The 25,863-nt window shown below is 49.9% G+C and carries 22 protein-coding genes and 1 pseudogene; 21 read left to right on the top strand and 2 right to left on the bottom strand.

The window, feature by feature from the left end:
* Positions 1-141: 141 nt before the first annotated feature.
* Positions 142-1,317, bottom strand: a complete 1,176-nt coding sequence (locus ACUJFL_RS04940) for a benzoate/H(+) symporter BenE family transporter (protein WP_445428643.1) — start codon at positions 1,315-1,317, stop codon at positions 142-144.
* Between the two features lie 18 nt (positions 1,318-1,335).
* Complete coding sequence (gene mutS / locus ACUJFL_RS04945; protein ID WP_445428644.1) at positions 1,336-3,906, bottom strand: DNA mismatch repair protein MutS; 2,571 nt, start codon at positions 3,904-3,906, stop codon at positions 1,336-1,338.
* A gap of 31 nt (positions 3,907-3,937) precedes the next feature.
* Here mutS and ACUJFL_RS04950 point away from each other — a divergent pair.
* From ACUJFL_RS04950 to ACUJFL_RS05050, 21 genes and pseudogenes are all read left to right on the top strand, one after another.
* Positions 3,938-4,431 (top strand): annotated as a pseudogene (locus tag ACUJFL_RS04950) (CinA family protein).
* Positions 4,432-4,492: 61 nt separating this feature from the next.
* Positions 4,493-5,536 carry a recombinase RecA gene (gene recA / locus ACUJFL_RS04955; protein ID WP_226749632.1) on the top strand — a complete coding sequence of 348 codons (1,044 nt, stop codon included), beginning with the start codon at positions 4,493-4,495 and terminating at the stop codon, positions 5,534-5,536.
* Positions 5,537-5,843: 307 nt separating this feature from the next.
* Entirely contained in the window at positions 5,844-8,450 is a 2,607-nt protein-coding gene (locus ACUJFL_RS04960; protein WP_445428645.1) for an HzsA-related protein, read from the top strand.
* Complete coding sequence (locus ACUJFL_RS04965; RefSeq protein ID WP_445428646.1) at positions 8,451-9,182, top strand: SH3 domain-containing protein; 732 nt, start codon at positions 8,451-8,453, stop codon at positions 9,180-9,182.
* A complete protein-coding gene (locus tag ACUJFL_RS04970; RefSeq protein WP_236128701.1) occupies positions 9,152-9,796 on the top strand; it encodes an outer membrane beta-barrel domain-containing protein in 645 nt (214 codons plus the stop codon). The genes ACUJFL_RS04965 and ACUJFL_RS04970 overlap by 31 nt, the downstream gene beginning before the upstream one ends.
* Before the next feature lie 14 nt (positions 9,797-9,810).
* Positions 9,811-10,308 (top strand): TlpA family protein disulfide reductase, encoded by a 498-nt coding sequence (locus tag ACUJFL_RS04975; protein WP_226749636.1) that lies wholly within the window; start codon positions 9,811-9,813, stop codon positions 10,306-10,308.
* On the top strand, positions 10,274-10,522 hold the full coding sequence (locus tag ACUJFL_RS04980; protein WP_226749637.1) for a DUF4266 domain-containing protein: 249 nt from the start codon (positions 10,274-10,276) through the stop codon (positions 10,520-10,522). The genes ACUJFL_RS04975 and ACUJFL_RS04980 overlap by 35 nt, the downstream gene beginning before the upstream one ends.
* Positions 10,509-11,645: a DUF3570 domain-containing protein gene (locus ACUJFL_RS04985; RefSeq protein WP_445428647.1), complete on the top strand. Its 1,137-nt coding sequence runs from the start codon at positions 10,509-10,511 to the stop codon at positions 11,643-11,645. Before ACUJFL_RS04980 ends, ACUJFL_RS04985 begins: the two co-directional genes overlap by 14 nt.
* Positions 11,646-11,657: 12 nt before the next feature.
* A complete protein-coding gene (locus ACUJFL_RS04990; RefSeq protein ID WP_226749639.1) occupies positions 11,658-12,188 on the top strand; it encodes a hypothetical protein in 531 nt (176 codons plus the stop codon).
* A complete protein-coding gene (locus tag ACUJFL_RS04995; RefSeq protein WP_445428648.1) occupies positions 12,173-14,044 on the top strand; it encodes a hypothetical protein in 1,872 nt (623 codons plus the stop codon). The genes ACUJFL_RS04990 and ACUJFL_RS04995 overlap by 16 nt, the downstream gene beginning before the upstream one ends.
* Positions 14,044-16,905, top strand: a complete 2,862-nt coding sequence (locus tag ACUJFL_RS05000) for a tetratricopeptide repeat protein (protein ID WP_445428649.1) — start codon at positions 14,044-14,046, stop codon at positions 16,903-16,905. Before ACUJFL_RS04995 ends, ACUJFL_RS05000 begins: the two co-directional genes overlap by 1 nt.
* Complete coding sequence (locus tag ACUJFL_RS05005; RefSeq protein WP_445426287.1) at positions 16,892-17,608, top strand: tetratricopeptide repeat protein; 717 nt, start codon at positions 16,892-16,894, stop codon at positions 17,606-17,608. The genes ACUJFL_RS05000 and ACUJFL_RS05005 overlap by 14 nt, the downstream gene beginning before the upstream one ends.
* Before the next feature lie 3 nt (positions 17,609-17,611).
* Entirely contained in the window at positions 17,612-17,974 is a 363-nt protein-coding gene (locus ACUJFL_RS05010) for a hypothetical protein (protein ID WP_445428650.1), read from the top strand.
* Between the two features lie 12 nt (positions 17,975-17,986).
* A complete protein-coding gene (locus ACUJFL_RS05015; RefSeq protein ID WP_226749644.1) occupies positions 17,987-18,646 on the top strand; it encodes a MotA/TolQ/ExbB proton channel family protein in 660 nt (219 codons plus the stop codon).
* Entirely contained in the window at positions 18,630-19,154 is a 525-nt protein-coding gene (locus ACUJFL_RS05020) for a biopolymer transporter ExbD (protein ID WP_445428651.1), read from the top strand. Before ACUJFL_RS05015 ends, ACUJFL_RS05020 begins: the two co-directional genes overlap by 17 nt.
* Positions 19,151-19,675: an ExbD/TolR family protein gene (locus ACUJFL_RS05025; protein ID WP_306177042.1), complete on the top strand. Its 525-nt coding sequence runs from the start codon at positions 19,151-19,153 to the stop codon at positions 19,673-19,675. Before ACUJFL_RS05020 ends, ACUJFL_RS05025 begins: the two co-directional genes overlap by 4 nt.
* Positions 19,672-20,616, top strand: a complete 945-nt coding sequence (locus tag ACUJFL_RS05030; RefSeq protein WP_445428652.1) for an AgmX/PglI C-terminal domain-containing protein — start codon at positions 19,672-19,674, stop codon at positions 20,614-20,616. The genes ACUJFL_RS05025 and ACUJFL_RS05030 overlap by 4 nt, the downstream gene beginning before the upstream one ends.
* A gap of 17 nt (positions 20,617-20,633) precedes the next feature.
* Positions 20,634-21,833, top strand: a complete 1,200-nt coding sequence (locus ACUJFL_RS05035; RefSeq protein ID WP_445428653.1) for a hypothetical protein — start codon at positions 20,634-20,636, stop codon at positions 21,831-21,833.
* A 2-nt stretch (positions 21,834-21,835) separates the two neighbouring features.
* Positions 21,836-24,256, top strand: coding sequence for a LamG domain-containing protein (locus tag ACUJFL_RS05040; RefSeq protein ID WP_445428654.1), 2,421 nt, complete (start codon positions 21,836-21,838; stop codon positions 24,254-24,256).
* A gap of 10 nt (positions 24,257-24,266) precedes the next feature.
* Complete coding sequence (locus ACUJFL_RS05045) at positions 24,267-24,584, top strand: hypothetical protein (RefSeq protein ID WP_445428655.1); 318 nt, start codon at positions 24,267-24,269, stop codon at positions 24,582-24,584.
* A gap of 47 nt (positions 24,585-24,631) precedes the next feature.
* Positions 24,632-25,843, top strand: coding sequence for a hypothetical protein (locus ACUJFL_RS05050; protein WP_445428656.1), 1,212 nt, complete (start codon positions 24,632-24,634; stop codon positions 25,841-25,843).
* The last annotated feature ends 20 nt before the right edge of the window (positions 25,844-25,863 follow it).

Here is a 25,863-nt window from a genome sequence, read left to right on the forward strand (position 1 = left end):
AGCGCTGTCTTGAAGTGACTTGTGGCTGATTATTTATAACTAACTAGCTAACTAGCTAACTAGCTAACTAGCTAACTTGCTTTGTGCATTACAGTTTTAACCAATTCAACACGATTTAACCGCGAGTTGTTATCTGTTGTCTTAGGTGCTGATGAAGCGCTGTCCTATTTTTTGTACTAACACCGTGATTAAACCGGCTATCAATCCCCAAAAAGCCGCAGCAATATCAAAAAAACTAATGCCTGACGCCGTTACCAGTAAGGTGATCACGGCCGCTTCGCGATAGTCAGGGTCGGCGGTGGTGGTTTGTAAATTACTGGCAATAGTGCTTATCAAGGCTAAACCGGCTAAGGCGGCAATCATGGTTTGCGGAAATGCGGCAAATAGCGCCACTACGGTTGCGCCGGCTAAACCGGCAATGAAATAAGACACACCGGCGGCAATACCGGCAATGTAGCGTTTATTGGTATCAGGGTGTGCTTCTGTACCGGTGCAAATCGCAGCCGTAATGGCGGCGAGATTAATCGAAAACGCGCCCCAAGGTGCCAGTAATAAGGTACTGAGTGAGGTACTAACAATGATTGGCGACACCGGTGTTTGGTAACCGCTGGCGCGGATCACCGCCACACCGGGGATGTTCTGGGAGGCCATGGTTACCAATAATAACGGTAAGCCTACACCCAGCATGGCACTGAGAGAGAACTCAGGGCTCACCCAAACAGGGCGAGTGATGCTAAGCTCTAAGTGCGATAAATCTAATTGCCCACCGGCGATGACCGTAACCAAGCCGCTTACTAATACCAGCAAAATGGCATACCGAGGCACAGTCGCTTTGGCAATCACATAGCTGAGACACATAATGGCGACCAGCAGCATTTCACTTTGCATGGATTGAAAGATCGCAAAACCAAATTGCAGTAAGATCCCCGCCAACATCGCGCTGGCTAAAGAGGGTGGGATCAGCCGTGTCAGGCGTTCAAACATGCCACTTAAGCCAATGATTAAACCCAGTGCCGCAGTGAAAATAAACACCCCGGTTGCTTCGGCAATGCTCAGTCCTTGCAGGCTGCCCGCTAATAAAGCGGCGCCAGGTGTTGACCATGCGGTAATAATCGGCGCTTTATAGTACCAAGATAGGCCAATACAGGTGGCCGCCATGCCGATACCTAAGGCTAACAACCACGAGGCAATGATCTCGCTACTGGCACCGGCCGCAGCGGCGGCTTGAAACACGATGGCAACTGAGCTGGCAAAACCGACTAATACCGCAACAAAGCCCGCAACAATAGCAGACACACTCACGTCTTTTAATAGCATCTTGATCCCTTAAGCGTGTTAGGCGTCCAATTGTTTTTTAAATTGATAGAGTAAATCTAGCGCCTGACGGGCGCTCAGTTCATCGGGGTCGATCTGTCTTAATTGCGCCAGTAACGGGTGCTCTGCTTCTAACAACGGTAATTGTGCTTCGCTGCCCGTCGACTGCTTTGCGGCGACACTGGGTTGCAGTTCCAGTTGGTGCAGTTTTTGTTTCGCTTGTTGGATCACGGCCTTGGGTACACCGGCAAGTTGTGCCACTTGCAAACCAAAACTCTTACTGGCGGCACCGTCCTGCACATTATGCATAAACACAATATGCTCACCATGCTCTACTGCATCTAAATGGACATTCGCAACGGCGGGTAGCTGTTCGGCTAGATCGGTTAATTCAAAGTAATGGGTGGCAAATAACGTTAAGGCTTTAATATTTTTCGCTAAGTAATCGGCACAAGCCCACGCTAAACTTAAGCCATCATAGGTGCTGGTGCCTCGGCCAATTTCATCCATCAGCACTAAGCTTTGAGCGGTAGCATGATGTAAAATGGTTGCCGTTTCGGTCATCTCAACCATAAAGGTCGAACGCCCCGAAGCCAGATCATCAGACGCGCCAATTCGGGTAAAAATCCGATCGATGGGGCCGATGACCGCCGAGGCAGCAGGCACAAAACTGCCTATAGCGGCCATCAGCGTAATGAGTGCGGTTTGTCGCATGTAGGTTGATTTACCGCCCATATTGGGGCCGGTAATCATTAACATGCGCCGCTCTGCGTTTAAGCGCAGAGGGTTTGCAATAAAGGGCTCACTTAATACGTGTTCGACCACCGGATGTCGCGCTTGCTGCAAGTGAATGCCGATGTCTGTATTCAACTCTGGCCGACAATATTGATGCAGTACCGCGCATTCTGCCAAACTGGCTAATACATCGAGCTCGGCCAAGGCGTCAGCGAGGTGTTGTAATTGGGCTAAATAGGGGCTTAGCAGCACAAAGAGTTGTTCGTACAGCTGTTTTTCCAGCGCTAACGCTTTGCTTTGACTACCCAGTACCTTGTCTTCATGGGCTTTTAGCTCTGGAATAATATAACGCTCATTATTTTTTAGCGTTTGGCGACGAATATAATCAGCCGGCACTTTGTTATCAGCACTGCGACCTGTTTCAATATAAAAGCCGTGCACTCGGTTGTAACCCACTTTCAGCGAGCTAATACCGGTGCGTTCCCGTTCGCGCTGTTCTAATTGGCTTAAATAATCTGTAGCGCCTTCAGCTAAGGCTCGCCATTCATCTAAGGCGGCATCGTAGCCATCGGCAATGACACCGCCATCGCGGATCAGCACCGGGGGCGTTTCAACAATGGCTCGTTGCAGTAACTCAAGCAATTCTGGTAGCGGCGCACTGGCCTGTGCATGGCGCTGCAGTAGATCGCTGTGGGCGAGCGTTAATTGCTGCTGCAAGTTAGGCAAGGCCGTTAACGCTTGGCGCAAACGGGCAAAATCGCGTGGTCTGGCGCTTTTTAAAGCCAAGCGAGCAATCACCCGCTCTATGTCACCGATATGTTTTAACTGCGGTTGCAGGCTTTCGTAATCGTCGGTTAACTCGGCAACCGCCGCTAGCCGTAAATTGATTTTCTGTTGATCGCGCAGCGGGGCGTGGATCCAGCGTTTTAATAAACGCGAGCCCATTGGCGTTTGGCAATGATCCAGCACACTGGCCAGGGTATTGTCGGTTTGCCCAGAGAGCGTTTGGGTGAGTTCTAAATTTCGCCGAGTGGCGGCATCAAGCACAATATAATCTTCTGCCCGCTCTAACGCGATACTGCGGATATGTGGCAGTTGCGCCCGTTGGGTATCATTAACATATTGTATTAAACAGCCTGCGGCCATCAACGCCACTGGGGCGTCTTCTACGCCAAAGCTGCGTAAATCGCGAGTACCAAATTGTTGGCATAAAGCCCGTTTGGAAGTTGCCAAATCAAATTCCCAAATCGGCCGCCGCCGAGCGCCTTTGCGTTCAATTAATTGCGGCTGGTTAAAGTCTTCCGGATAAAGCAACTCGGCGGGGTTTAAGCGTTGCAATAACGCGGCGAGATCATCAAGGTTATCCACTTGATTTAATAAAAAACGGCCGCTGCTTAAATCCAGCTGTGCTAAACCAAAATGTTGTCGGCTGTGACTAATGGCACACAATAAATTGTCGTGTTGCGCATTGAGTAAAGCTTCGTCAGTAACGGTGCCGGGGGTGACAATGCGTACCACTTTACGATCGACCGGCCCTTTGCTGGTGGCGGGATCGCCAACTTGCTCACAAATTGCCACCGACTCACCTAGCTGAACTAAGCGCGCTAAATAGCCTTCTACGGCGTGATAGGGTACACCGGCCATAGGGATTGGCTCACCGGCGCTTTGGCCTCTTTTGGTCAGCGAGATATCCAATAAGGTTGAGGCCTTTTTCGCATCATCAAAAAATAGCTCGTAGAAGTCACCCATCCGATAAAACAATAAAATGCTAGGGTGCTGACTTTTCAACGCCAGATATTGTTGCATCATCGGCGTATGAGCGCTTAAGGCTTGCTCCGGTTTCTGGTCTGACGGCATAATGGTGTTATTGAGTCCCGTTGGATTATATATGACAGAGGCATCAGTAAGTTTTGACCTTGCCAGTGAGTTAGGTCAGCTATTATTGCGGAAAAACTACAGTATCACCACTGCAGAATCGTGTACAGGTGGCGGAGTTGCTTATTGGCTAACCGCTGTCGCCGGAAGTTCAGCTTATGTTGATCGTAGTTTTGTCACTTACAGTAATAAAGCTAAGCAGCAATTGTTAGCGGTACGCAGTGCCACCTTGCTACAATATGGCGCAGTGAGTGTTGAAACCGTAGCTGAAATGGCCAGCGGTGCTGCCAAAGCTGCTGGCGCTGAATTGGCGATTGCCATTTCAGGTATTGCGGGGCCGGGGGGGGCTCGGCCTGCAAGCCGGTTGGATTAGTGTGTTTTGGATTTTATTTACAAGGCACGATAACCACTCAACAGCATGTTTTTAAAGGCGATCGGCAGCAGGTTCGTCAGCAAGCCATTGAACATGCCTTACGGCAAAGCATCTTGTTGTTGACAGCTAGTTGAAACTCTACTACTGTATGCTCATACAGTGTTTACTAACTGACCGATTTTACCGGAGTAAGAGATGGACGATAACAAACAAAAAGCCCTGAGTGCCGCATTAACTCAAATTGAACGCCAGTTTGGTAAAGGTTCTATTATGCGCCTAGGTGACAGTACCGCTCTGGATATTGCGGCAGTATCAACAGGCTCTTTAGGCCTAGATATTGCCCTTGGCATTGGCGGTTTACCTTATGGCCGTATTGTTGAGATCTACGGTCCTGAATCGTCAGGTAAAACGACGTTAACCTTACAAGTTATTGCTGAAGCACAAAAAGACGGCAAAACCTGTGCCTTTATCGATGCCGAGCATGCTTTAGATCCGATTTACGCTAAAAAGCTGGGTGTTGATGTCGATAAATTATTAGTATCGCAACCTGACACCGGTGAACAAGCACTAGAAATTTGTGACATGTTGGTGCGCTCGGCTGCGGTTGACGTTGTTATTGTCGACTCGGTAGCCGCCTTAACGCCAAAAGCTGAAATTGAAGGCGACATGGGTGATAGCCACATGGGTTTACAAGCCCGTTTAATGTCACAAGCCTTACGTAAATTAACCGGTAATATTAAACGTTCAAATACCCTATGTATCTTCATTAACCAAATTCGTATGAAGATTGGTGTGATGTTCGGTAACCCAGAAACCACCACCGGTGGTAATGCTTTAAAATTCTACGCGTCAGTGCGTTTGGATATTCGCCGTATTGGTTCAGTAAAAGACGGTGATGAAATTACTGGTAACGAAACCCGCGTTAAAGTGGTGAAAAACAAAGTTGCGCCGCCGTTTAAACAAGCTGAATTTATTATTCAATATGGTGCGGGTATTAACAAACTAGGCGAGCTTATTGATTTAGGGGTGCAGCAAAACCTCGTCGATAAAGCCGGTGCTTGGTATGCTTATCAAGGTAACAAAATTGGCCAAGGTAAGGCCAATGCCATGAAATACTTGCAAGAAAACAAAGCCATTGCGGATGAAATCGAGAAAATTCTGCGCGAGCGCTTGTTGTTAAAGCCTGGCGAAAAAGTGATTGATGAATCAATACCTGCTGATTTCGAAGCAGACCTATAATACTTTATAGTTAGAAAAAACCAGCAGTGATGCTGGTTTTTTTGTTTTTATGCGCAGTTAAATTGCCGCCAAGGGGCAAAAGACGGGTTTGCTTAAGCGCACTAAACTATTGAGCTAACGCAGGATGTTGCAATCACGACCAAAACCGCTTTTTCTACTATCGGGAATAATACCTAAGCCCGCCGTTTGGCGTTGAAATTAGTTATTGCTCTGTTAACGGGCCAAGGCTACTCTAATAACGTTATTTTGGTTCAGTTTTTTTGCAATACATTAGAGTCATCGCAGTTGGTGGCGGGTAATAACAATAATGACTAAACACACCCTTTTGCTGCTTCTGAGTATTTTCGGCTTAATCAGCTGCAAGGCCGATATTAGCGTGCAAGACGAGCCAGCCGATCCGGTAGTGCAAGAATTCCCCCTCATTTTTGTGCAACGCGCGTTATTTGACGACGCGGGCAATCCTTACCAAACCGATTTGACTGCGCCAGAGCAATTTAGCCCTGGTGCACAGCTGATATTAAAACAAAATGCTTTTGCGCAGTCGGCAGAGCAAGCGATATTAGCTCAGTATTTCCCTGATGACGGCTATGACGTTAAAGATCTGCTGGTATCGCCTGACGGCAATAGCCTGTTGTTTGCATTACGACCGCCGGCCTTACCAAATGTGCCCGAGGAGTTACAACCCACTTGGAGTCTGTGGCGTTACAGCCTGACTGATCAGAGTGCAGCACCAATCATCAGTAATTCCCTTATTGCGGAGCAAGGACACGATATCAATCCTGCACTGTTAGCCGATGGTCGCATCGTCTTTAGCTCTACCCGTCAGCAAAAAGCCCGGCAAATTTTATTAGATGAATTTAAACCCCAGTACAGTGCTTTACATGAAGATCTGCAGGGGCCCGCGTTTAATCTGCATGTGATGAATGCCGACGGCAGCGAAATAACCCAAATTAGTTTTAACTTAAGTCACGATTTGTATCCATTGGTGCAAGCCGATGGGCATATTCTTTACAGTCGCTGGGATAATCAAAGCGACCGTAATATGTTTAATTGGTATCAAATGCGCCCTGATGGCTCCAGTAATCAGCTATTGTATGGTTGGCATTCGCATCGCAGCGGGCCGAATGACACAGTGGTGGAATTTGCCAAACCCTTGTTACTGGCCGATGGTGAGATCGCAACCTTATTAAAAAACCGCCAACAAACGCACTTAAATACCTTACCCGTGCAAATAGCCTTAACACTGGCCAGCGATAACACGCAGCCGTTATATCAACAACAGTTAAACTTACCGGCACAGACCGCCTTGCTACCTTGGCCTTTTGATAATAGCTTACGCGCTGAGCCTGCCGGTTTAGTGCAAAATGTCTTTGCGTTACAAGATGGCTCATCGCGTTATCTGCTCAGTTGGTCACCTTGTCGGGTCAGAGTGAATGAGCAAATCGTGCCTTGTGCGCAGGTTGATGATGCTAGTGCTTACCCCGCGGCTGATCCTTTATTTGGATTATGGTTATTCGATTTAGCGAAGCAAACCCAAGTGCCGGTGAAATTAGGGTCGGAGCAGCAGTTGCTCTCTGAAGCGGTGGTGATGCAGCAGTATCCGCGGCCCGCATTTTTAGCCAGTAACCCAGACGCGGATCTTACTCTGATAGAGCGTGGCGAAGCGATTTTAGATATTCGTAGTGTTTATGATATTGGTGGGGAAGCGGTGTTGCCTATTAGCCAATTATCGGATCCAATGCAAACCAGTGCCGCACAACGCCCCATCCGTTATGTCAGCTTGATACGTGGTGTACCCATTCCACCAGAAGAGGTGCGAGAAGTGCCTAATTTTGCTTATGGGGTAAACCGCAGGCAGTTGATGCGTGAATTGGTCGGTATCACACCGGTTCAACCTGATGGTTCGGTACGAGTAAAAGTACCAGCCAATGTGCCGTTAGCGCTTAGCTTACTGAATGCTGAAGGGCAGGTCGTCTCTGCGCAACATCAGCAATGGATCACCTTAGCGCCGGGCGAGACACTCCGTTGTAATGGTTGCCATAGTGCGACCAATACTCGGCCACACGGGCGTTTAACAGGCGAATGGCCGACGATTAATCCGGGGCCAGAAAATGCCAGTAGCGCTTTTAACAATGCCAATCCGCAATTACCGCCGAATGCCGGTGAGACCATGGCACAAACCCTGGCACGTTTGCTAGGCGAGCCTACGTTAAGTGCCGGCTTAGCCTATACTGATCTATGGACCGATCCCGCGCGCCGTCAGCCGGATCCGCCAGAGCAAAATCACTTTAGTGAGCTCGCCACTACCTTACCGGTAGGCTTAGATTGCTTTGAACGCTGGCAAGCGGCCTGTCGTTTGCGCATTGATTATCCCACACACATACAACCCCTGTGGCAACGTGACCGTAGCCAATTTGACCCTGTAAGTAACGAACTGCTGCAAGACAACAGCTGTGTTAGCTGTCATAGCCGTAGCGATGCCGCAGGCAATGCTAGGTTGCCTGCGGCGCAGTTAGAGCTAACGGCTCAAGCCTCGGACATTCAAGCGGCTCATTTAACCAGTTACCGAGAGTTGCTGAGTAATGATAACGAGCAAGAATTGCTGGGTGGGGTGCTCGTTGACCGTTTAGTGCAAGCGGTCGATGGCAACGGTAATTTAGTATTTTTACGAGATGCCAATGGCGAGTTGATTTTGGATGAAAATGAGCAACCGATCCCGGTCATGATCACGGTCAATGTCCCGCCCTTATTGCGGGCAGGAAATGCCCTGGGCAGTAGCCGTTTCTTCCAAACCTTTGCCCCAGGCGGGCGTCATCAGGGGTATTTGTCGCCAGTCGAATTAAGATTGATTAGCCAGTGGCTCGATATGGGCGCGCAATATTACAATTCCCCTTTTGCAGTGGAGCTACCCTAGATGCGCTTTTTAACGCTCATGGGTTGTGGGCTATTTTGTAGCCTCCTGCTCGCTTTATTACCGTTGCAGGCGCAGCAAGTGGTGGTGCAACAAGATTTTGTTGAGCTACATACCGGCCCTGGTAGAGGGTATCCGATAGTGCAGGTGGTGTTAAAAGGTGACGCGCTAACATTACTTAAGCAGCGCGGGGGCTGGATCCGCGTGCAATATCGGCAACAAACATTATGGCTAGCCAGTGCCGCTCTAGCGCACCTGTATTTGCCCGAGGGCGAGCAAAGTTTGGCCAGTCTATGGCAAGTTGATCAGCCGCCGAGTGCATGGCAGTTAGGACTGGCTGCAGGTGATTTTGCCGGTACCAGTTACTACCAACTCAGTGCCAGTTATGACTTCTCCGATGTGATTTTTATTGAACTTAGTGCTGGGCAGGGCAGTGGTCAACAGGCCAGCAGTCAACAGTTTTTAGTGCAATTGGGCGTTAGCCCTTGGCCGCACTGGCGTTGGTCGCCCTATTTTGCTTTAGGTGGTGGTGTGTTGTTAACTCAACCACGAACTATCTTGGTACAAACGCCTGAGCGTAATAGCCCCATGGCCAATATGGAATTAGGGCTTGATTATGCGCTAACCCGTCGTTTACAAGCCAATTTACGTTATCGGCGTGGCTTAATTAGCACCGAACGTGATATTAACGAAGAGACAAATACATGGTTAATCGGATTAAAGCTGGCCTTTTAGTCAGCAGTTTATTGTGGCTAAGTCCATTCGTTTGCGCGCAGCAAGCAAATAGCAGCACGGCACGGATTGAGCCTGAAATTGAGCAATCGCAGGTGACGCCCGCTAAGCTAGATAGCGAGAATGTTGTGCTAGCGCTGCGCGGGGGTGTTATCGCCATCGAAGACTTTGGCAGTAGCGGTTTGGTGGCGCTGCAACTGGGTTACCATATCAATGAAGATTTTTATGTTAATGCTGAGTTTGCTCAAGCCAAAGCAGGGTTAACGTCTTACGAGCGCTTAAGTGGCGCTGCGGCGCCCTTATTAACTGACAGCGAACGCGAGTGGCGTTATTACGGTGCTGAGCTCGGTTACGTGGTGCTGCCAGGCCAAGTTTTTTTAGGTCGGAACTGGGCCTTTAATACGGGTTGGTCAATTTTTGCGGGTGGCGGTAATGTTGATTTCGCGGGCGACAAAGTTTTTGCAGTAAAGCTGGGGAGTCAGTTTCGTCTCTACATGACCGATTGGCTGGCACTGGATTTACAGGTAGCCGACTATGTGTTTGAAACCACGATCTTAGCCGAGAGCAAAACCACCCATAACTTACAGTTAGGCCTGGGGCTTGCGCTGTATTTTTAATATAAGGAAAGACTATGCGCACACTGTTATTAAGCCTGTTGTTAACTGTGCTGTCATACTGCGCTGTTAGCGCAAAGGTGCATGCAACCGATTCGGCACAAGCACCTGATTTTACGCTTAAGTCGTTAACGGGGGTGAATCTACGTTTAGCTGAACAACGCGGCGAGATTATTGTGTTAAATTTTTGGGCCAGCTGGTGTAGCCCGTGCCTACAAGAAATGCCCGCATTAGATCAGCTTGCCAACAAGTATCGGCCTTTGGGGGTGCAAGTGTGGGGCGTGAATGTTGAAGCGGATAGCCGTGCGGCACAAAAATATTTAAGTAAAACTCAAGTACAGTTTCCCATCTTGTTTGATACCGAGAATAGCGTATCAGAGCGTTATCAAGTACAAGCGATGCCCACTACGGTGATCATCAATCAACATGGCGATGTGTTTAGTGTGCATCGTGGTTATAAACCGGGCTATGAGCAAAAATATGAAAACGATATTAAAACCTTATTGCGCAACTAAACTGTTGCTCGTTGCTGTGGCGTTAGCGGGTATGGTGGGCTGTGCCAGTGTTGAGCCATGGGTTAAACCCTATGAGCGCGCTGAATTAGCCGACCCGATTATGGCTTTTAGTCGTCATCCTATTGCCTTGCAGCACAGTGTGCATGTGCGTGACTCACGTGAAGCCGCCAAAGGTGCCGATGGCAGTGGTGGAGGCGGCTGTGGCTGTAATTAAGGCTACGCTATGCGGTTTGTTATTGTTGCTAAGCACCGCTGGCTTCGGTGCTGTATTGCCTGATAACCGCGTTGATTTGATGCAGCATAGTTACCAAGGCGGCGGTGTCTCCATTGATGGTCCGGCATTGATGTTACGAACCAAAATTGGTACCCAGGTGTCGGTATCGGGTTTTTATTATGTCGATACTGTGTCAGGAGCCTCGATAGATGTGGTGGCCACGGCCTCAGCTTACAGCGAGACACGCATTGAGAGTCGAGTAGGGATGGATTACCTAACCGGCAACAGTATTTTATCGATAAATTACGCACAAAGTGACGAGAATGATTACAACGCCAAATCACTGTCTTTTGGCGTGTCGCACGATACTTTTGGCGGTATGACAACCCTGAGTTTAAATGCCGGCATTGGCAACGATGACATTGGTCGCAATGGCGATGCAAGCTTCAGTGAGCAGTTACGCCGCTACAGTTATAGCTTGGGGATCACCCAAGTACTCAGTAAACGCTGGATCAGTGCCTTAAACGTTGACGTTGATATGGAGCAAGGCTTTTTAAATAATCCCTATCGCAGTGTGCGTTTTCGCGATCCCTTGGCTGAACTTGGCTATGGTTATCAATTTGAAGTGTATCCCGACACGCGCAATAGTTTTGCCGTGGGTTTAGTCAATAAATTTTACTTACCGTATCGCGCAGCCGTGACCTTTTCACTGCGTCATTACAACGACAGCTGGGATATTACAGGTTTTGATGCGGAATTAGAGTACGTGCACCCACTTGGAGAGCGTTGGGTGTTAGATAGCCATATTCGCTGGTATCAGCAAGGCGAAGCCTCGTTTTATGCGGATTTATTTGAGTTTGCTAATCAGCAAAACTTTATGGCGCGAGACAAAGAGCTCAGTGATTTTAATAATCTCAGCCTTGGATTGGGCGCCAGCTATCGCTTTGCTAGTTGGGCTTGGTGGCCGGCGGCTAAACCCGAATTAAATATCGAGTGGGATTATATCCGCTTTAATTACAATAACTTTCGAAATGTTACGCTAATCGATACTGCCGTCGGTGCTGAGCCGTTGTATCAATTAAGCGCCAATGTTTATCGGGTGTTTTTCAGTGTCTATTTTTAACGAGGGTGTTTTATGAGCTTGCACCGACCGCGCTTTTTCCTGTTTGCCAGCCTATTGCTAAGCCTGTTGGTTGCCATGCCTTTGCTGGCGCAAGAGTCTGCAGAGCAACAGCTTGAGCAATTAAAACAACAAGCTATTGCTTTGAATCGCGAATTGTTCATTTTGGAAGAAGAATTATTGTTTCCGGCACAAACGCAATTGGCGGTATTTTTGTCGGTGGATGCGGGGCAGTTTTTTCAGCTAGACAGTGTCCAGCTTAAACTCAACGATGAGTCGGTTACGGCGTATCTGTATACCGAAAAAGAAATCGCCGGGTTATTGCGCGGCGCCATTCAGCCATTATTTAAAGGCAATATTCGCGCCGGTGAACATACTTTAACTGCGGTGTTTGTGGGTAAAGGCCCTGATAAGCGTGATTATCGCCGAGCCATCAGCCACACCTTTACTAAGGCAGATGATGCGGTGCTACTTGAGCTGAAAATTAGCGATAGTTCGGCGAATTACCAACCTGCTTTTAGTGTTGAAGCATGGTCTGGCAATTGAATTATCGCCTGTTCAGCTGCTGCAGTGTTTTATTAACGCTGCTGCTAAGCGCACCGAGTTCACAGGCTACCGAGTCCTTACTGCTAACAGAAAAGCAGTATCGGTTGGCGGCGTGGCATTTTTATCGCGACGATGATTATCAAGCGCTGTTGCATTTAAGTTTGGCGCCCGAGCCTGCGGCTAAAGCACGTTTGTTGCAAGCCGGCTTATTTTTGCAATTAGACATGCCTGCGGCCACTGCCGCATTATTAGAGCAACTGCTAGCCGAGCAAACGGTCAGTGAGGCTTTACCTCAAGAGTTACGCAACGTGGCGTTGTTGCAATTTAGCCAATATCAATTTGAGCAACAGCAACCGGAGCAGGCGCGCTTTTACTTTGCCAAGCTTACTGCACCGCTGTTGCAGTTAACCGGGCAAGCGACTTTATTGCGGCAGATGTTAACTTGGCCCAATATAGCCCCCTTTGATGACAAGGTGTTTCAGCAATTGGCGGGTCAAGCTGAATTACCTTATGTGGTCATTAACCATATCTTGGCGCTGCGCCAACAGCAAAAAAGCGCACAGGCATTACAATTGTTAGCGCGGTTAAATACCGCGTTATCTAAGCCAACCACCATGAGTTTTTGGCAGCAACTCTTTCGCGAGCCAAGCACCGCCATGGGCAGTGATGATAGGGTCGAACGCGATGCCTTGGCCGATTACTTATTGCTGCTAAAAGCCGGTTTGTTAGTGGATGAAAAACGCTGGGCCGAAGCGCAACAAGTGCTGCGCGGCTTTGCCAGCAATAGCGTGCTCACCTTACCCGCTATGACGCTATACCGTGATGTGCTGATCGAAAACCGACAGATCCCGGTGTTATTAGCGGTATTGCAGCAATTAATTACGCGTTACCCTTTGGCACCAGCGAGTTGGCTGGCGGCGCATCAAATCGGTATGCAACTGGAACTCACCTTTGAGCAGCAACAGGCGCTAGCGGCTTACCGCTGGGCTGAGCAATATTATCAACGCCAATTAACGGCTAATGCCGGTTATCGGGTGCCTGTTACTGCGGAGCAATTGGCTAATCCAGATACGTTAACGCCGTGGCAGTTTTATCAATTACGCCAACAGTCCGCGTTATATCAATTAAACCGACAATTAGACGCCGTGGCGCAGTTGCAGCAACAGCAGCAGCAACGGTTAGCGCGTTTAGCACATTTAACTGACGTGGTGCAAAGCAAGCTGGAACAGCAACAGCAACTACTGACTCAAGCTTTGCCCCGTTTAACGGCTAAACAGCAAGGCTTGCAGGCACAAAGCGCTGCCTTAGCCGAGACGATACGCCAAGCACAAAACGAGCCTATGGCGCAATTATTGTGGCTTAACGATGCTGAGCAGGCTTTTAGCCAACAGCAACACATGCTCACTCGGGCCAGCAGCCGGCTTCAGCAGTTAGCGGCAGATGGGCGCGACATGACCGCAGAAAATGCCCGATTACAGCGGCTTAAAGGCTTATTAACCTGGCACTATCAACAAAATAGTGCCGAGCGCAGTTATCAGTTAGCGCAGTTGCAGCAACAGCTAGCCGCTGAGTTACAGCAGATTGATAGCGGTATCCAGCGCTTAACCGCGTTAGAGGGTAAAACCACACGGCTATTGGCGCAGCAGCAACAATTAACCCAAAGCATGGCTAATGAGCAAGGTTTTAGCGTGTTGCTGGCAGAACAACAACAACAATTATTGAGGTCCTTGAATCAGGCGTTACAACAACAACGTTTAGCAGAGCGCGAGCAGCTGATGGCCTTACAACGACTGAACACCCAAGCCATTGCGCGCTTAATGGAGCAAGTGTTGCTGAGCACCGAGGAGGCCAACTGATGCGTCACCCAATGCCATGGTTGCTACTGTCTGTACTCGCCACGACACTCTTAACAGCCTGCAGCACGCCAACTGAAAAAGTGGTGCGTCGGCCCACGCTGGGTGAGTTTATGCCTTATACCCCACTCAGTACTGAGCCACCCGAAACGGTTAATGCCGATAAATTACAACAGGTTTATCAATCGTTATTAGCCCTCGCACCGGCGGCCGATGTAAGGCAAAAAGTGTTGTATCGACTGTCACAACTGAATACCCAACAATTAGAGCGGGTGGCTTTGCCGCCTGCGGCTGAGCAACAGGCTTTAGCCAGTTTAATTGCGCAATACCAACAGCTTTTACAAGCATATCCGGATGATCTGAATAACGAACTGATCCGCTATCAGCTCGCTCGGGCTTTGGATTTAAGTGGCGACAATGCGGCGGCACAGCAACAAATGCAACGCTTATTACAGCAGTTCCCGCGTAGCGAATTTGCTGCCGAGTTATGGTTTCGAATAGGTGATATTGATTACAGTCAGGCTAACTATAGCGCCGCCTTAAAAGCCTTTAACCAGGTATTGGGATTCGCTAAAACGGAATTAAAGCTGCATGCGTTGTATATGCGTGGCTGGAGCCATTTTCAGTTGCAGCAGTATGCGCAAGCGGATGAAGCTTTCTTGCTGGCGCTGGATATGACTGTGCAGCCAAACAGCTTGGATGAACAACAAAGTCTGCAGCAAGAGTTACAACGCATTTTAAGTATTTCGCTGAGTTATCAAGAGCAGGCGAGCAGTTTATTAGCCTTGTTGCAGCGTACGCCATTTCAAGATAAAGCGGCTGAACGTCGGCCCTTGGCGTTTCAGGCGCAGTTATTTCAGGGCTTGGCCGACTTTTTATTTGAAAAAGATCTGCAGCAAGCGGCGCTTGACAGCTATCGGCAATTTATTACTTATCAGCCGTTCGCATTAGAAGCAGCACAGATGCAATTGAAGATTGTGCAATACCATTTAGCACAGGCCGATGCTGCGGCTGCCGAGCAGGCACAGTTGAGCTTTGTCAGTTTATTTGGCCCCGCCAGTGCCTTTTGGCAAAAAGCGCTACCTCGTGAGCAAGCAGACTTAGCGCCCATCTTGGCGCAATACCTCGATTATTTTGCCCGGCAACGTTATCAGTTAGCCCAGCAAGCCGCAGTGCCCGAGCAAGCGAGTTTATTTGCAGAAGCGGTGCCGTTTTGGCAGCAATTGCTAGTAATACAGCCGTTTGTTGCGGCTGAACAAGTCGATGACAGTTTATTGTGGCCCGATGATGTGCGCTATTTATTGGCCGAATCGTTAGCGGCAAGCGGTCAGCCTAAACCTGCGCTCGCACTCTATCAGCAGCTGGGGTACGGCGTGGTTGATTTGAACGCACGCAATGTCAGTGCCGAGCAGGCGGCATACCGCGCTTTATTACTGAGTGAGCGCATTTATACCACGGCCAAGATGAATAACAGTGAGGATTTATCCGAGCTGTCGGCTGCTTGGTGGCATGAGCAAAACCAATTTGTCCGTTGGCACAGCCGGCATCCTGCGGCACAGCAAATTGCCTTAAACCAACTGACCGATCAGTATCAGCGTAAAGCCTTTGCTGAAGTCGCCAGTTTCGCCCGTCGCGTAACAGAATGGCCCCATCCAGAGTTAAGCCAGCCAGCTTTAGTAAATGAAGCGCGTTTTATTGTCAGTCAAACGCTATTAGCGCAAGACGACTTTGCCGCAGCAGAGCAAAACATTGAACCGTTGCTGGCGTTGTATCAAAACGATGCTAGCGAGTTAGGTCGCAGCCGTACGCAGTTATTAACGGCGCAGCGCGCCTCAGCGATTTATCAGCAAGCACAGCTAGGCTATTTATCGGTTGGCGCACAGTTAGCCCATTTGCAACGCTTATTAGCTTTACCCACTTCGGAATATCATCAAAGCGCGGCTTATCAGCAAATCAGTTTGCAGCTAGAGCAACAAGCTTGGGCTGAGGCGATTGAGTTAATGCTCGCTTATCAGCAGCAGTATCCGAACAGTAGCGAGCAAACGGCGATTAGCTTGGCATTGTTAAATAGCTATGAGCAGTTACAAGATTGGCAGCAAGCGGCCGATTTACTCAGTGAACAAATTGAACGCTTGGCTGAGGGATCTGAACAACAACGTATATTGGCTAAAGCCGCCGATTATTATTTACGCGCGGGCAACCGCGATGCCGCGCGGTCAGCTTATCGCAATTATGCCAATCGCTATCCTGAGCCGCATTTAGCTGCGCAAGAAGCGCGGGCGGTGTTAGTGCAATTGTATCAAGCGGATAATGATCTGACTCGGCGTAATTTTTGGTATCAGCAACTCGTCAGTGCCGAGCAGCAACAAGCTCAGGGCACTGAGCGCAGTCGTTATTTGGCCGCCGATGCAGCATTACAGCTAGGGTTATATCACAGCCGGTTGTTTGAAGCCGTGCTGCTGCAACAACCGCTGCGCGATAACTTACGCAAAAAACAAGCTCACATGACCACGGCCATTGAGCAGCTGCAAACGAGCATGGGCTGGCAAGTCGCCGACTTTTACAGCCAAGCACAATATCAGGTGGCCAGTTTGTATCAACAGATGGCCGGTGCCTTGTTAACGTCGCAGCGACCCAAGGGGCTAGATGCGCTAGCACTAGAGCAATATGATTTATTGCTAGAAGAGCAAGCCTATCCGTTTGAAGAGTTGGCGATTGAAATTCACCAGCAAAATGCCGCCTTGGTGACGCAGCCACTTTATGATCAGTGGGTTGCCGCCAGTTTTGCTAAGTTAGCCGAATTATCGCCGGCGCGTTATCGCAAACCTGAAGTGTACTTGGAGCTGGCCGATGACGCTTATTAAACACCACAGTAGCAACATCCTAACCGCACAAAGCCTCGCTCAGCCTTGGCGAGCGCTGCGCCGTGTTAGTGCTGCGCTTGGCATGTTGTTATTGCTCAGCCATTGCGCTGCAATTTCAACATTACTGCCGGTGACCGAGCCCAGTGTTAGCGCCCCCTCAGTGGAACAAGCTGAACCCAATGCTGTGGAACACACCGCCACGGCAACTGCGGTAACTAGCCCCACGGTTTGGCCAGCGTTGAGTGCCGATTTAGCCGAGGGCTATCAGCAAGCAAAAACACTCATGCGTCAACAAGATTACGCTGGCGCAAGTCAATTATTGCAGCCACTGGCTGAAGCCGTCCCCGCTGCTGCAGGGATCCGTTACAACTTGGCGCTGTGCTATTGGCAATTAGCACAGATTGAAGCCGCACGCTTACAGCTTACCCAGCTGCTTGAGCTGCGGCCAGATTATGTGGCAGCCAGCAATTTACTTGGCGTGATAGCGCGCCAGGCGGGGCATTTTCGACAAGCCGAGCGGCATTGGTTGGCGGCGTTAAACCAGCAGGCCGATTATGCCGATGCGCATAAAAACTTGGGGTTTTTGTATGAGCTGTATTTACAGCAACCCGAGCAGGCTCGTTATCACTACACGCAATATCAGCAACTTACCGGCGATCCGCTGGCTGAAGCTTGGCTGAGTTTGCTGCCACAACAGGAGTAACGCATGAAGAATTATCTCATGTCCGCCACCTATCTAAGTGTATTGCTGCTGTCGAGTGCGACACTGGCGCAGCAACAAAACCGCGCTTTGCCAGAGCCTAACCCCTCGGCTGCTGCAACCAACAAAGCGGCAGCGAGCGTACGGGTTGATGTCAGCACCACTATCAGTGGTAACCAAGAGCAACCGCGCACCTTGTATGTCTTGCCATGGCAAGACAGTATTGCCCAAATTCGTATTCCGGCGCCGGGGCTTGATGTGCCACCGGCACCCATACAGCCGCTGGATCGCCAGCAATTTCTGCGTTTTATTGAGGCTCAGTCGCTACAACAGCAACCAGCCAATACCGTATCTACTAAAAATAATTAAGAGGGTTACAGCATGGATTTCGTTAACAGCATAGTGCGGTTTTTGCAGGAAGGCGGCTATTTTATTTACCCTATTGCCTTTATTTTGATTTTAGGTATAGCCATTACGATTGAGCGTTGGTGGTTTTTACGCGGCGTATATGCCAATAACCAAAAAGCTTATCGCCAGTTACAACCGGCCATTGCCGCGGCCGATACCCAAGCGATCTTAACACAAGCGGAATCGAGCCAAACCGCCATAGGTTTAATGCTCGCTAGCGGTGTCAATCGGTTATCGTCATCACATCGGCGTGAAGATATGGAGTACGCCATGGAAGAAGTGGTACTGGAATACAGCCTGCGTTTGCAAAAACGCACACCGTTTTTAGCCACCTTAGCCAATGTCGCCACCTTACTCGGTTTACTCGGTACCATTGTAGGTTTAATCGCTGCCTTTTCGGCGGTAGCAAATGCCGATCCTTCTGAAAAAGCCAGCTTATTGTCATCCAGTATTTCGGTGGCGATGAACACCACCGCTTTTGGTTTGATGACCGCGATCCCGTTGGTCTTTGTGCATGCATTATTACAAAGTAAAACGGCCAGCATTGTCGACACCATGGAGATGGCCGGCATCAAATTGATGAACAGTATCGGACAACGTTTTACGGGTGGCCGGGATGATCAGAAAGCATAAAATTAAGCAAAACGACGCTGAGCTCGACATCACCTCTTTTATGAATCTGATGATTGTGTTGGTGCCGGTGTTGTTGCTGAGCTTAGTGTTTACCCAGATCCGTGTGTTGAACATTCAACTGCCGCCCCAAGTTGAGCAGTTAATACAGCAAGAACGAGAGGATCCGCAATTGCTGGAATTGGAACTGCGAAGCGATCGGCTGCGCTTAAATTATCCGGCCGGTCAGTTACTGCGAGAATTTAGCCACACGCCAGACGCAGAACCTGACTTCGCGGCGCTCTCCGCATTTTTACAAGATCTGAAACTGACTTGGCAGCAGCAACAAATCGACAAGCGTGATATCCGTTTACTGGCATCAGAAGACTTAGATTACCAAACGCTAGTCAGTGCCATGGATACAGTGCGCTCGTTTAAAACCGTAGTTGCTGCCTCGGTGGTTGATGCGGAGTTGTTTCCGGTTATTTCCTTGGGGCAGTTGCCCGCTGGCGCCAGCGAGGTCACAGAATGAAGCAATCATTTCGTGCAAAACGCATGCTCAAGCAACACAAACGACTGGCGCAAAGCTCAAAATTAAACCTGGTGGCGTTGATGGATATTTTTACCATCTTGGTGTTTTTCTTGATGGTGAATCAGTCGGATGTGGTGGTATTACCCAGTAATAAAGACATGAGTTTGCCGCAATCGGTGTCAGAACAGTTACCGCGTGAGCAGGTGTTGCTCACTGTGACGGCAAATGGCGTGTTAATTCAAGGCAAAGCTATCTGGCGCGGTGATTGGCAACAAGCGCCTGTATTATGGCAAGAGGAATTAAGCGAGGCGGTGCAGCAAGAGCTGAATTATTTAGCCGGTCGTACCGCTGCGCTCACAGAAGAGCAGCAAGCACTGGGGCGACCGCTAACCATTTTAGCTGATGCCAGCACCCCCTATGCCGTGCTACGGCGTTTAATGGCAATGTGTGCCGGCACTGAGTATCGCGATATTTCATTAGCCGTAGAGCAACACAGTAAGGTGTTGGAGGCAACGCCATGAGCACACTGACTTGGCAACAGCACGCGAGCTGGCAAGATGAAGATACCGTTTTTACTCGGGTGGTGATTGCCGGCTTGGTGCTGTTGCTGGTGTTGTCTATTGCCATACCGCTGTATCAAGTGCCTGAGCGCAGTCGCACGCAGTTAGAACAGTTACCGCCACAGTTAGCACGAGTGGTGCTGGAGCAGCGGGAAATTATCCCCCCTGAGCCGATTGTACTGCCTGAGCCCGAGCCGCTTCCCGAGCCCGAACCTGAGCCAATAGTCAAGCCTGAAGCGAAAGTCGTTGAAGCCAGCCCGGTTACGCAAGAGCAAGCCCGCGCTACCGCACAGCAAGCGGGGTTATTAGCCATGCAAGATGAGTTAGCGGCCTTAAGGCAAACCTTTACGGTTAACCGCCAAGCACCGCAATTACAACGCGAGGGACAGCAAAGTGCTGCTGTAACTGAGCCCGATACCATCGCCAACCCCGTGTTAGCGAAGACAGCGGCGAAAGCGGCTGTTGCAGTGAGCTCGGATATTGCGCGTGCTGAGTTAGCGCAAGCCGAAAATGTACGTGTAACTGATGCCGAGCTACGTGGTTTAGCCAGCTCAGCGCCCGCATCAAGCACCACCAGTCGTAGTGCAGGTAATGCGGATGCAGCGGCGCAGGGTGGGCGTAGCGAAGCCAGTATTCGCCAAATACTAGAAGCCAATAAAAGTAGCTTATACACCTTGTACAACCGTGCGTTACGCGCCAACCCCTTGTTAAAAGGCAAGGTGGTGTTTGAGCTGATTATCAACCCCGATGGCAGTTTGGCGCAGGTGTCGATTATCGAAAGTGAATTAAATGACGAGCGATTGGAGCGGCAGTTACAACTGCGCTTGCAAGCGGTGAATTTTGGCGCAGCGGATGTGGCGCCGACCCGTTCGCAGTGGACTATCGCATTTTTACCCGGTTAAGCGGGCAGGAGATAACTATGCAAAGCTATACTAAGCGGCTTTTACTCGGCTTATTGTTAGCGCTGTTCTGCAGTTCTACCGCCTCGGCTGGTGCTTTAGAGCAAGCCAAACGCTTACATGATCGCTTAGCTGGCGTGCCAGCTGATGCGGCAACCTTGCAGCAAATGACCACGTTGCTGGAGCAGGGTAACGCCCAGGCTGCAGCGAATGTGGCAATGCAGCATCCAGACTTTTATCGCACCACACTAAAGTTGTTTGCCTCGCCGGCCACCAACCGTGATTTGGATATTTTTGAACCGCTGAATGATTACAGTGCCACTATTATTGGTTTGGTGCGTGATAACGTTGATTTTCGGCAGATTTTGCAAACCGACGTGCTGTATGTGGCCGCGGACAGCTTAGGCTTACCGCCTTACGCCGCCAATAACAATGCGCATTACGCTGCGTTAGATCAGCAAGGGGTCGATTTACAACAGTATCTGGAACCGCGCTCGCAAAGCAGTTTGCTGAGCATTCCCGCAGAGGCCAGTGCCGGTGTGATGACCAGTCGCGCTGGCGCAAAAGCGTTTTTCTATTTAGGGACCAATCGTGCCATGCTGCGTTTTACGTTAATGAGCCAGCTGTGCACCGATTTAGAGCCATTGAAAGATGGCAGTACGCCTACCGATCGGATCCGCCAAGATGTTAGCCGCAGCCCCGGTGGCGATAGCCGAATTTTTCATAATCGCTGTGTTGCTTGCCATGCCGGGATGGATCCGCTGGCGCAAGCTTTTGCTTATTACGATTATCAATTTACCGATGAAACGGGGGAAAATGGCCGTTTGTTTTATCAGCCTGCAGGCAGCAGTCATGATCAAACCGGTAGTCGCGTGCAGCCGAAATACCATATTAACTCGGGGAATTTCCCGCTGGGTTACAAAACCGAAGATGATTTTTGGCAAAACTATTGGCGGGAAGGACGCAATCAAGCACTGGGTTGGGATAACAGCTTACCGGGTGAAGGTTATGGCGCGAAAAGCTTAGGCCAAGAATTAGCCAATTCGGTGGCGTTTGCGCAGTGTCAGGTGAAAAAAGTGTTCGAAACCACCTGTTTGCGGCCACCAGAAAGCCTGGCCGATGTCAGCTTGATCCAACAAACCCGCGACCGGTTTAGTCAAAGCGGTTATAACTTAAAGCAGGTGTTCGCCGACACCGCCACCTATTGTATGGGGGAGTGAACATGCGAATTTTCTTGCTAGTACTAGCCAGTATGCTGTTGCTCGGTTGTGGTGGCGCAGAAGTTGAGCAAAATCCACCGCCAGCGTTACCAAATAACACCAACAACTATAACGGCCCTGCACCTCAAACTACCGATATTCAGCAGTTTAAACTCAATTTGTGGGATAACTTGGTGGCAGACAACCGCTGTGGCAGTTGCCATCAACCGGGTAATACCGCACCCTTTTTTGTGCGCCGTGATGATATTAACCTGGCTTACACTGCCGCCTTACCCTTGGTTAATTTAGCCGATCCGGCGCAATCCTTGCTGGTGCAAAAAGTTGCGGGTGGCCATAATTGCTGGCTAAGCAGTAATACTGCCTGTGCTGACACCATTACGCAGTGGTTACGCAACTGGGGCAATACCAGCGGAGCGGAGCAAGTTGCGGTTCGATTAGTTGCCCCGGTGATCCGAGATGCCGGTGCCAGTAAAGCCTTGCCCGAGAGCCCGGGCTTATTTGCCGCCGAAGTTTATCCTTTGGTGCGGCAGTATTGTGTCAATTGCCACGCGCTTTCTGCGACGGTAGCGCAAGCGCCTTTTTTTGCTGCCAATGATCTCAGTGCGGCTTATCAGGCAAGTCGTAGTTTAATTAATTTAGATCGGCCCGCATTATCCCGCCTAGTGGCCAGGCTAGGAGGAGAGTTTCATAACTGCTGGTCCGATTGTGCGAATGATGCGGCGCAAATGCTAGCTGCCATTACCAAAATTTCCGAAGCTGTACCCTTAACGGAACTGGATCCTACCTTAGTGCCCTCTAAAGCCTTGCGACTTGAAGATGGCGTTGTAGCTTCTAGCGGTGGGCGTTATGAAAGTGACCAAATTGCGTTTTATCAATTTAAAGAGGGGCAAGGTAGCCAAGCCTTTGATACTTCTGGCGTTGAGCCTGCGGCCAATTTAACCTTACAGGGCGATTTTAACTGGTTAACTGGCTGGGGCTTGCAAATTAACAGTGGTCGGGCGCAAGCCAGTACCCAGAGCAGTGCCAAATTGGCGCGGTTGATTGGCGCAACCGGAGAGCTCAGTATTGAAGCCTGGCTGATCCCCGCCAACGTGGTGCAAGCAGGGCCTGCGGCCATAGTTAGTTATGCCGGCAGTGCCATTAGCCGAAACCTGACCTTAGGGCAAACCCAATACAACTATGATTTTTTACTACGCAGCAATGCAAGCAATTTTGCTGGGCAGCCGGCACTGAGCACCGCCGATGCCGATGAGTTGCTGCAAGCCAGTTTGCAACATGTGGTGCTCACGCAAGATCCGGTTAACGGCCAGCGTATTTATGTTAATGGCCAAGACAGTGGTGTGCGGCGCGAAGCGGCGAGTATCAGTAACTGGGATGACAGTTTTGCCTTAATGCTGGGCAGCGAGGCGGATGGCAGTCGGCAGTGGCAGGGCAGTGTGCGGTTACTGGCCATTCATAACCGTGCGCTTAGTGCAGCACAAATCACTCAAAACTTCAGTATTGGCGTTGGCCAGAAGTTCTATTTGCCGTTTGCCATAGGCCACTTAATTGATTTGCCGCAAAGCTACATCGTGTTTGAGGTGGCGCAGTTTGATAATTACTCTTACCTGTTTAGTCAGCCTTATCTGATTAATTTAGACGGTGCCGCTTTACCTGCCGATGTAACGATCAGCGGCATGGCGTTAGCGATTAACGGTAAAGAGAGCAGTGGTGGTCAAGCGTGGATCAAGCAACGCTTTAACGTGCCGACAGGTACGGTGTTGACCGAGCCTCACACCTTATCGGCCTTAGGCACGATTATTGCGGCTGAGTCGGGCGCGAATAGCGATGAGTTTTTCTTATCGTTCGCCGAGATTGGCGCCTTTAGCAATGTACGCAGCAAGGCAAGCTTTCCGCAACAAGACGTCAGTATGGCAAGTTCCAGTAGCAGCGATATTGGCATCCGGCCGTTTGCGGCAATCCATGCCAGCATGAGTCAGCTTACCGGGGTGTCACAAGCGAACCCTGCGGTAGCCAATACCTATCAAACCATAGCGCGGCAGTTACCGGCAACGCCGAATATCGAAACCTTTATTTCAGCGCAGCAAATGGCTATTACTCAGTTAGGGATCGCTTACTGTAATGCGGCAATCAGTAATTCGACGTTGCGCAGTGCGTGGTTTCCGGCCATTGATTTTAATGCCAGTCCTGCTGAAGCGTTGAGCCCCGCAAATCGGGATAGCTTGATTGAGCCGCTACTGCAGCGTTTTATGCCTTTGCAAGCGGCCACAGATATCGCTAACAGCGATGCGCGAGTAGAGCTAAATAACCTAGTTGACAGGTTAAGCCAATGTCATGGCAGTTGTGATAGCCAGCGCACTCAAACCATTGCTAAAGCCGCCTGCACTGCGGTGCTGGCGAGCGCACAAATGCTCGTGTATTAAGGAGCTCTTGATGAAATCGAAAAAAGCCTTACACCCGGATGCGCCGCTGTTACATGCCTGTCATAGCAAGCCCGTCACCCGGCGCGACTTTATTGCCTGCGGCATGAGTATTGGCGCCGGTATTTTAACCACGGGCTCGGTATTTAGCTTATTTGCCAATCCCACTAAAGCTTACGCCAGTTTGTCGCCTGATCTGGAAATGTTGAAAAACCAATGCGGTATCAACGTCGAAGGTGCAGGGAAGATCCCCTTTATTTGTTTTGATCTGGCCGGTGGCGCCAACATCGCAGGCTCTAATATTTTGGTCGGGGGCGCGGGGGGCAGTTAGATTTTCTGTCAACCCAAGGCTATAGCAAATTAGGTTTGCCCGCCGATATGGTGCCCAGCGCAGTGAATGCCGCCAATCCGGCCGGTGGTTTTGTCAATACGCAGTTGGGCTTAGCTTTTCATAGTGATTCACAATTGTTAGCCGGCATATTAGAGCGAACCACCATGGCTACGCAAGCCATGACCAATGGCGCGGTGATCCCCTCTCGCTCAGAAAATGATACGGGTAATAACCCCCATAATCCGATGTATGCTATTGCCAAAGCCGGTGCTAACGGCTCGCTGATGCCTTTGATTGGCTCGCGTAATTCGGATTCTGGCGCTAACTCGATGGCACCCGCTGAGTTTTATAATCCAGAGTGGCGGCCAACCAAGATTGACAGACCTAGTGATGTTACCGGTTTAGTCGATGTTGGCGACTTGTTTGGCCTGCTTGATCAAAACGATGCCGTTGCCGTTATGGAATCGATCCAGCGTTTAAGTGATAACAAATTAGCGCGGGTGAACTCGGCGGTAAGTCGGGATCAGGTCATTAAAGAGTTGGTGCGTTGTGGTTATGTGAAAAGCGCTGATTTGGCCGACCGTTTCGGTAATCCTGCGACCCTGGATCCCGCAGCCGATCCAGATATTGTGGGTAATAGCGGTATTTTTACCAGCGCTGAATTTAACGGCGATGCCGAATTTCGTAAAACCGCGTCGGTGATGAAGCTGGTGGTCAATGGTTTTGCTGGAGCTGGCACCGTAACCATTGGTGGCTATGATTATCACACCGGCGAGCGGGGTACTGGCGAGCTACGTGATTTGCGCGCAGGCCGCTGTATTGGCGCTTGTTTAGAATATGCCGCCAGACGTAATCAGCCTTTAATGATTTATCTGTATTCTGATGGTTCGGTGGCTAGTAATGGCCGTATTGATGACAGCGTAAATGGCCGTGGCAAAGGCGAGTGGACCGGTGATAACTCATCAACCGCCGCCTCAGCTATGCTGGTGTATAACCCGAATGGTCGCCCCAGTTTATTGGGGGGCACGGCGCTCGAGCAAGCGCGTCATCAGCAAATTGGTTTTATGCGCCCTGATGCGTCGGTTGAAACGGGCTCATCGATGGCGGCCAATAATGTCAATTTATTAGTGCAAACGGTGATGCTCAATTATTTAGCCTTGCATGGTGAGCAAGGGCGACTCAGTGAGGTCGCGCCTTTCCATGGTTTAGGTAATGCCGCCAGCCAAGATCGCTTAACGGCGTTTGCGCCTATCGTTTAATGGCGCAGAGCAATTGATAT

The sequence above is a fragment of the Alishewanella sp. HL-SH05 genome, assembly GCF_052655985.1.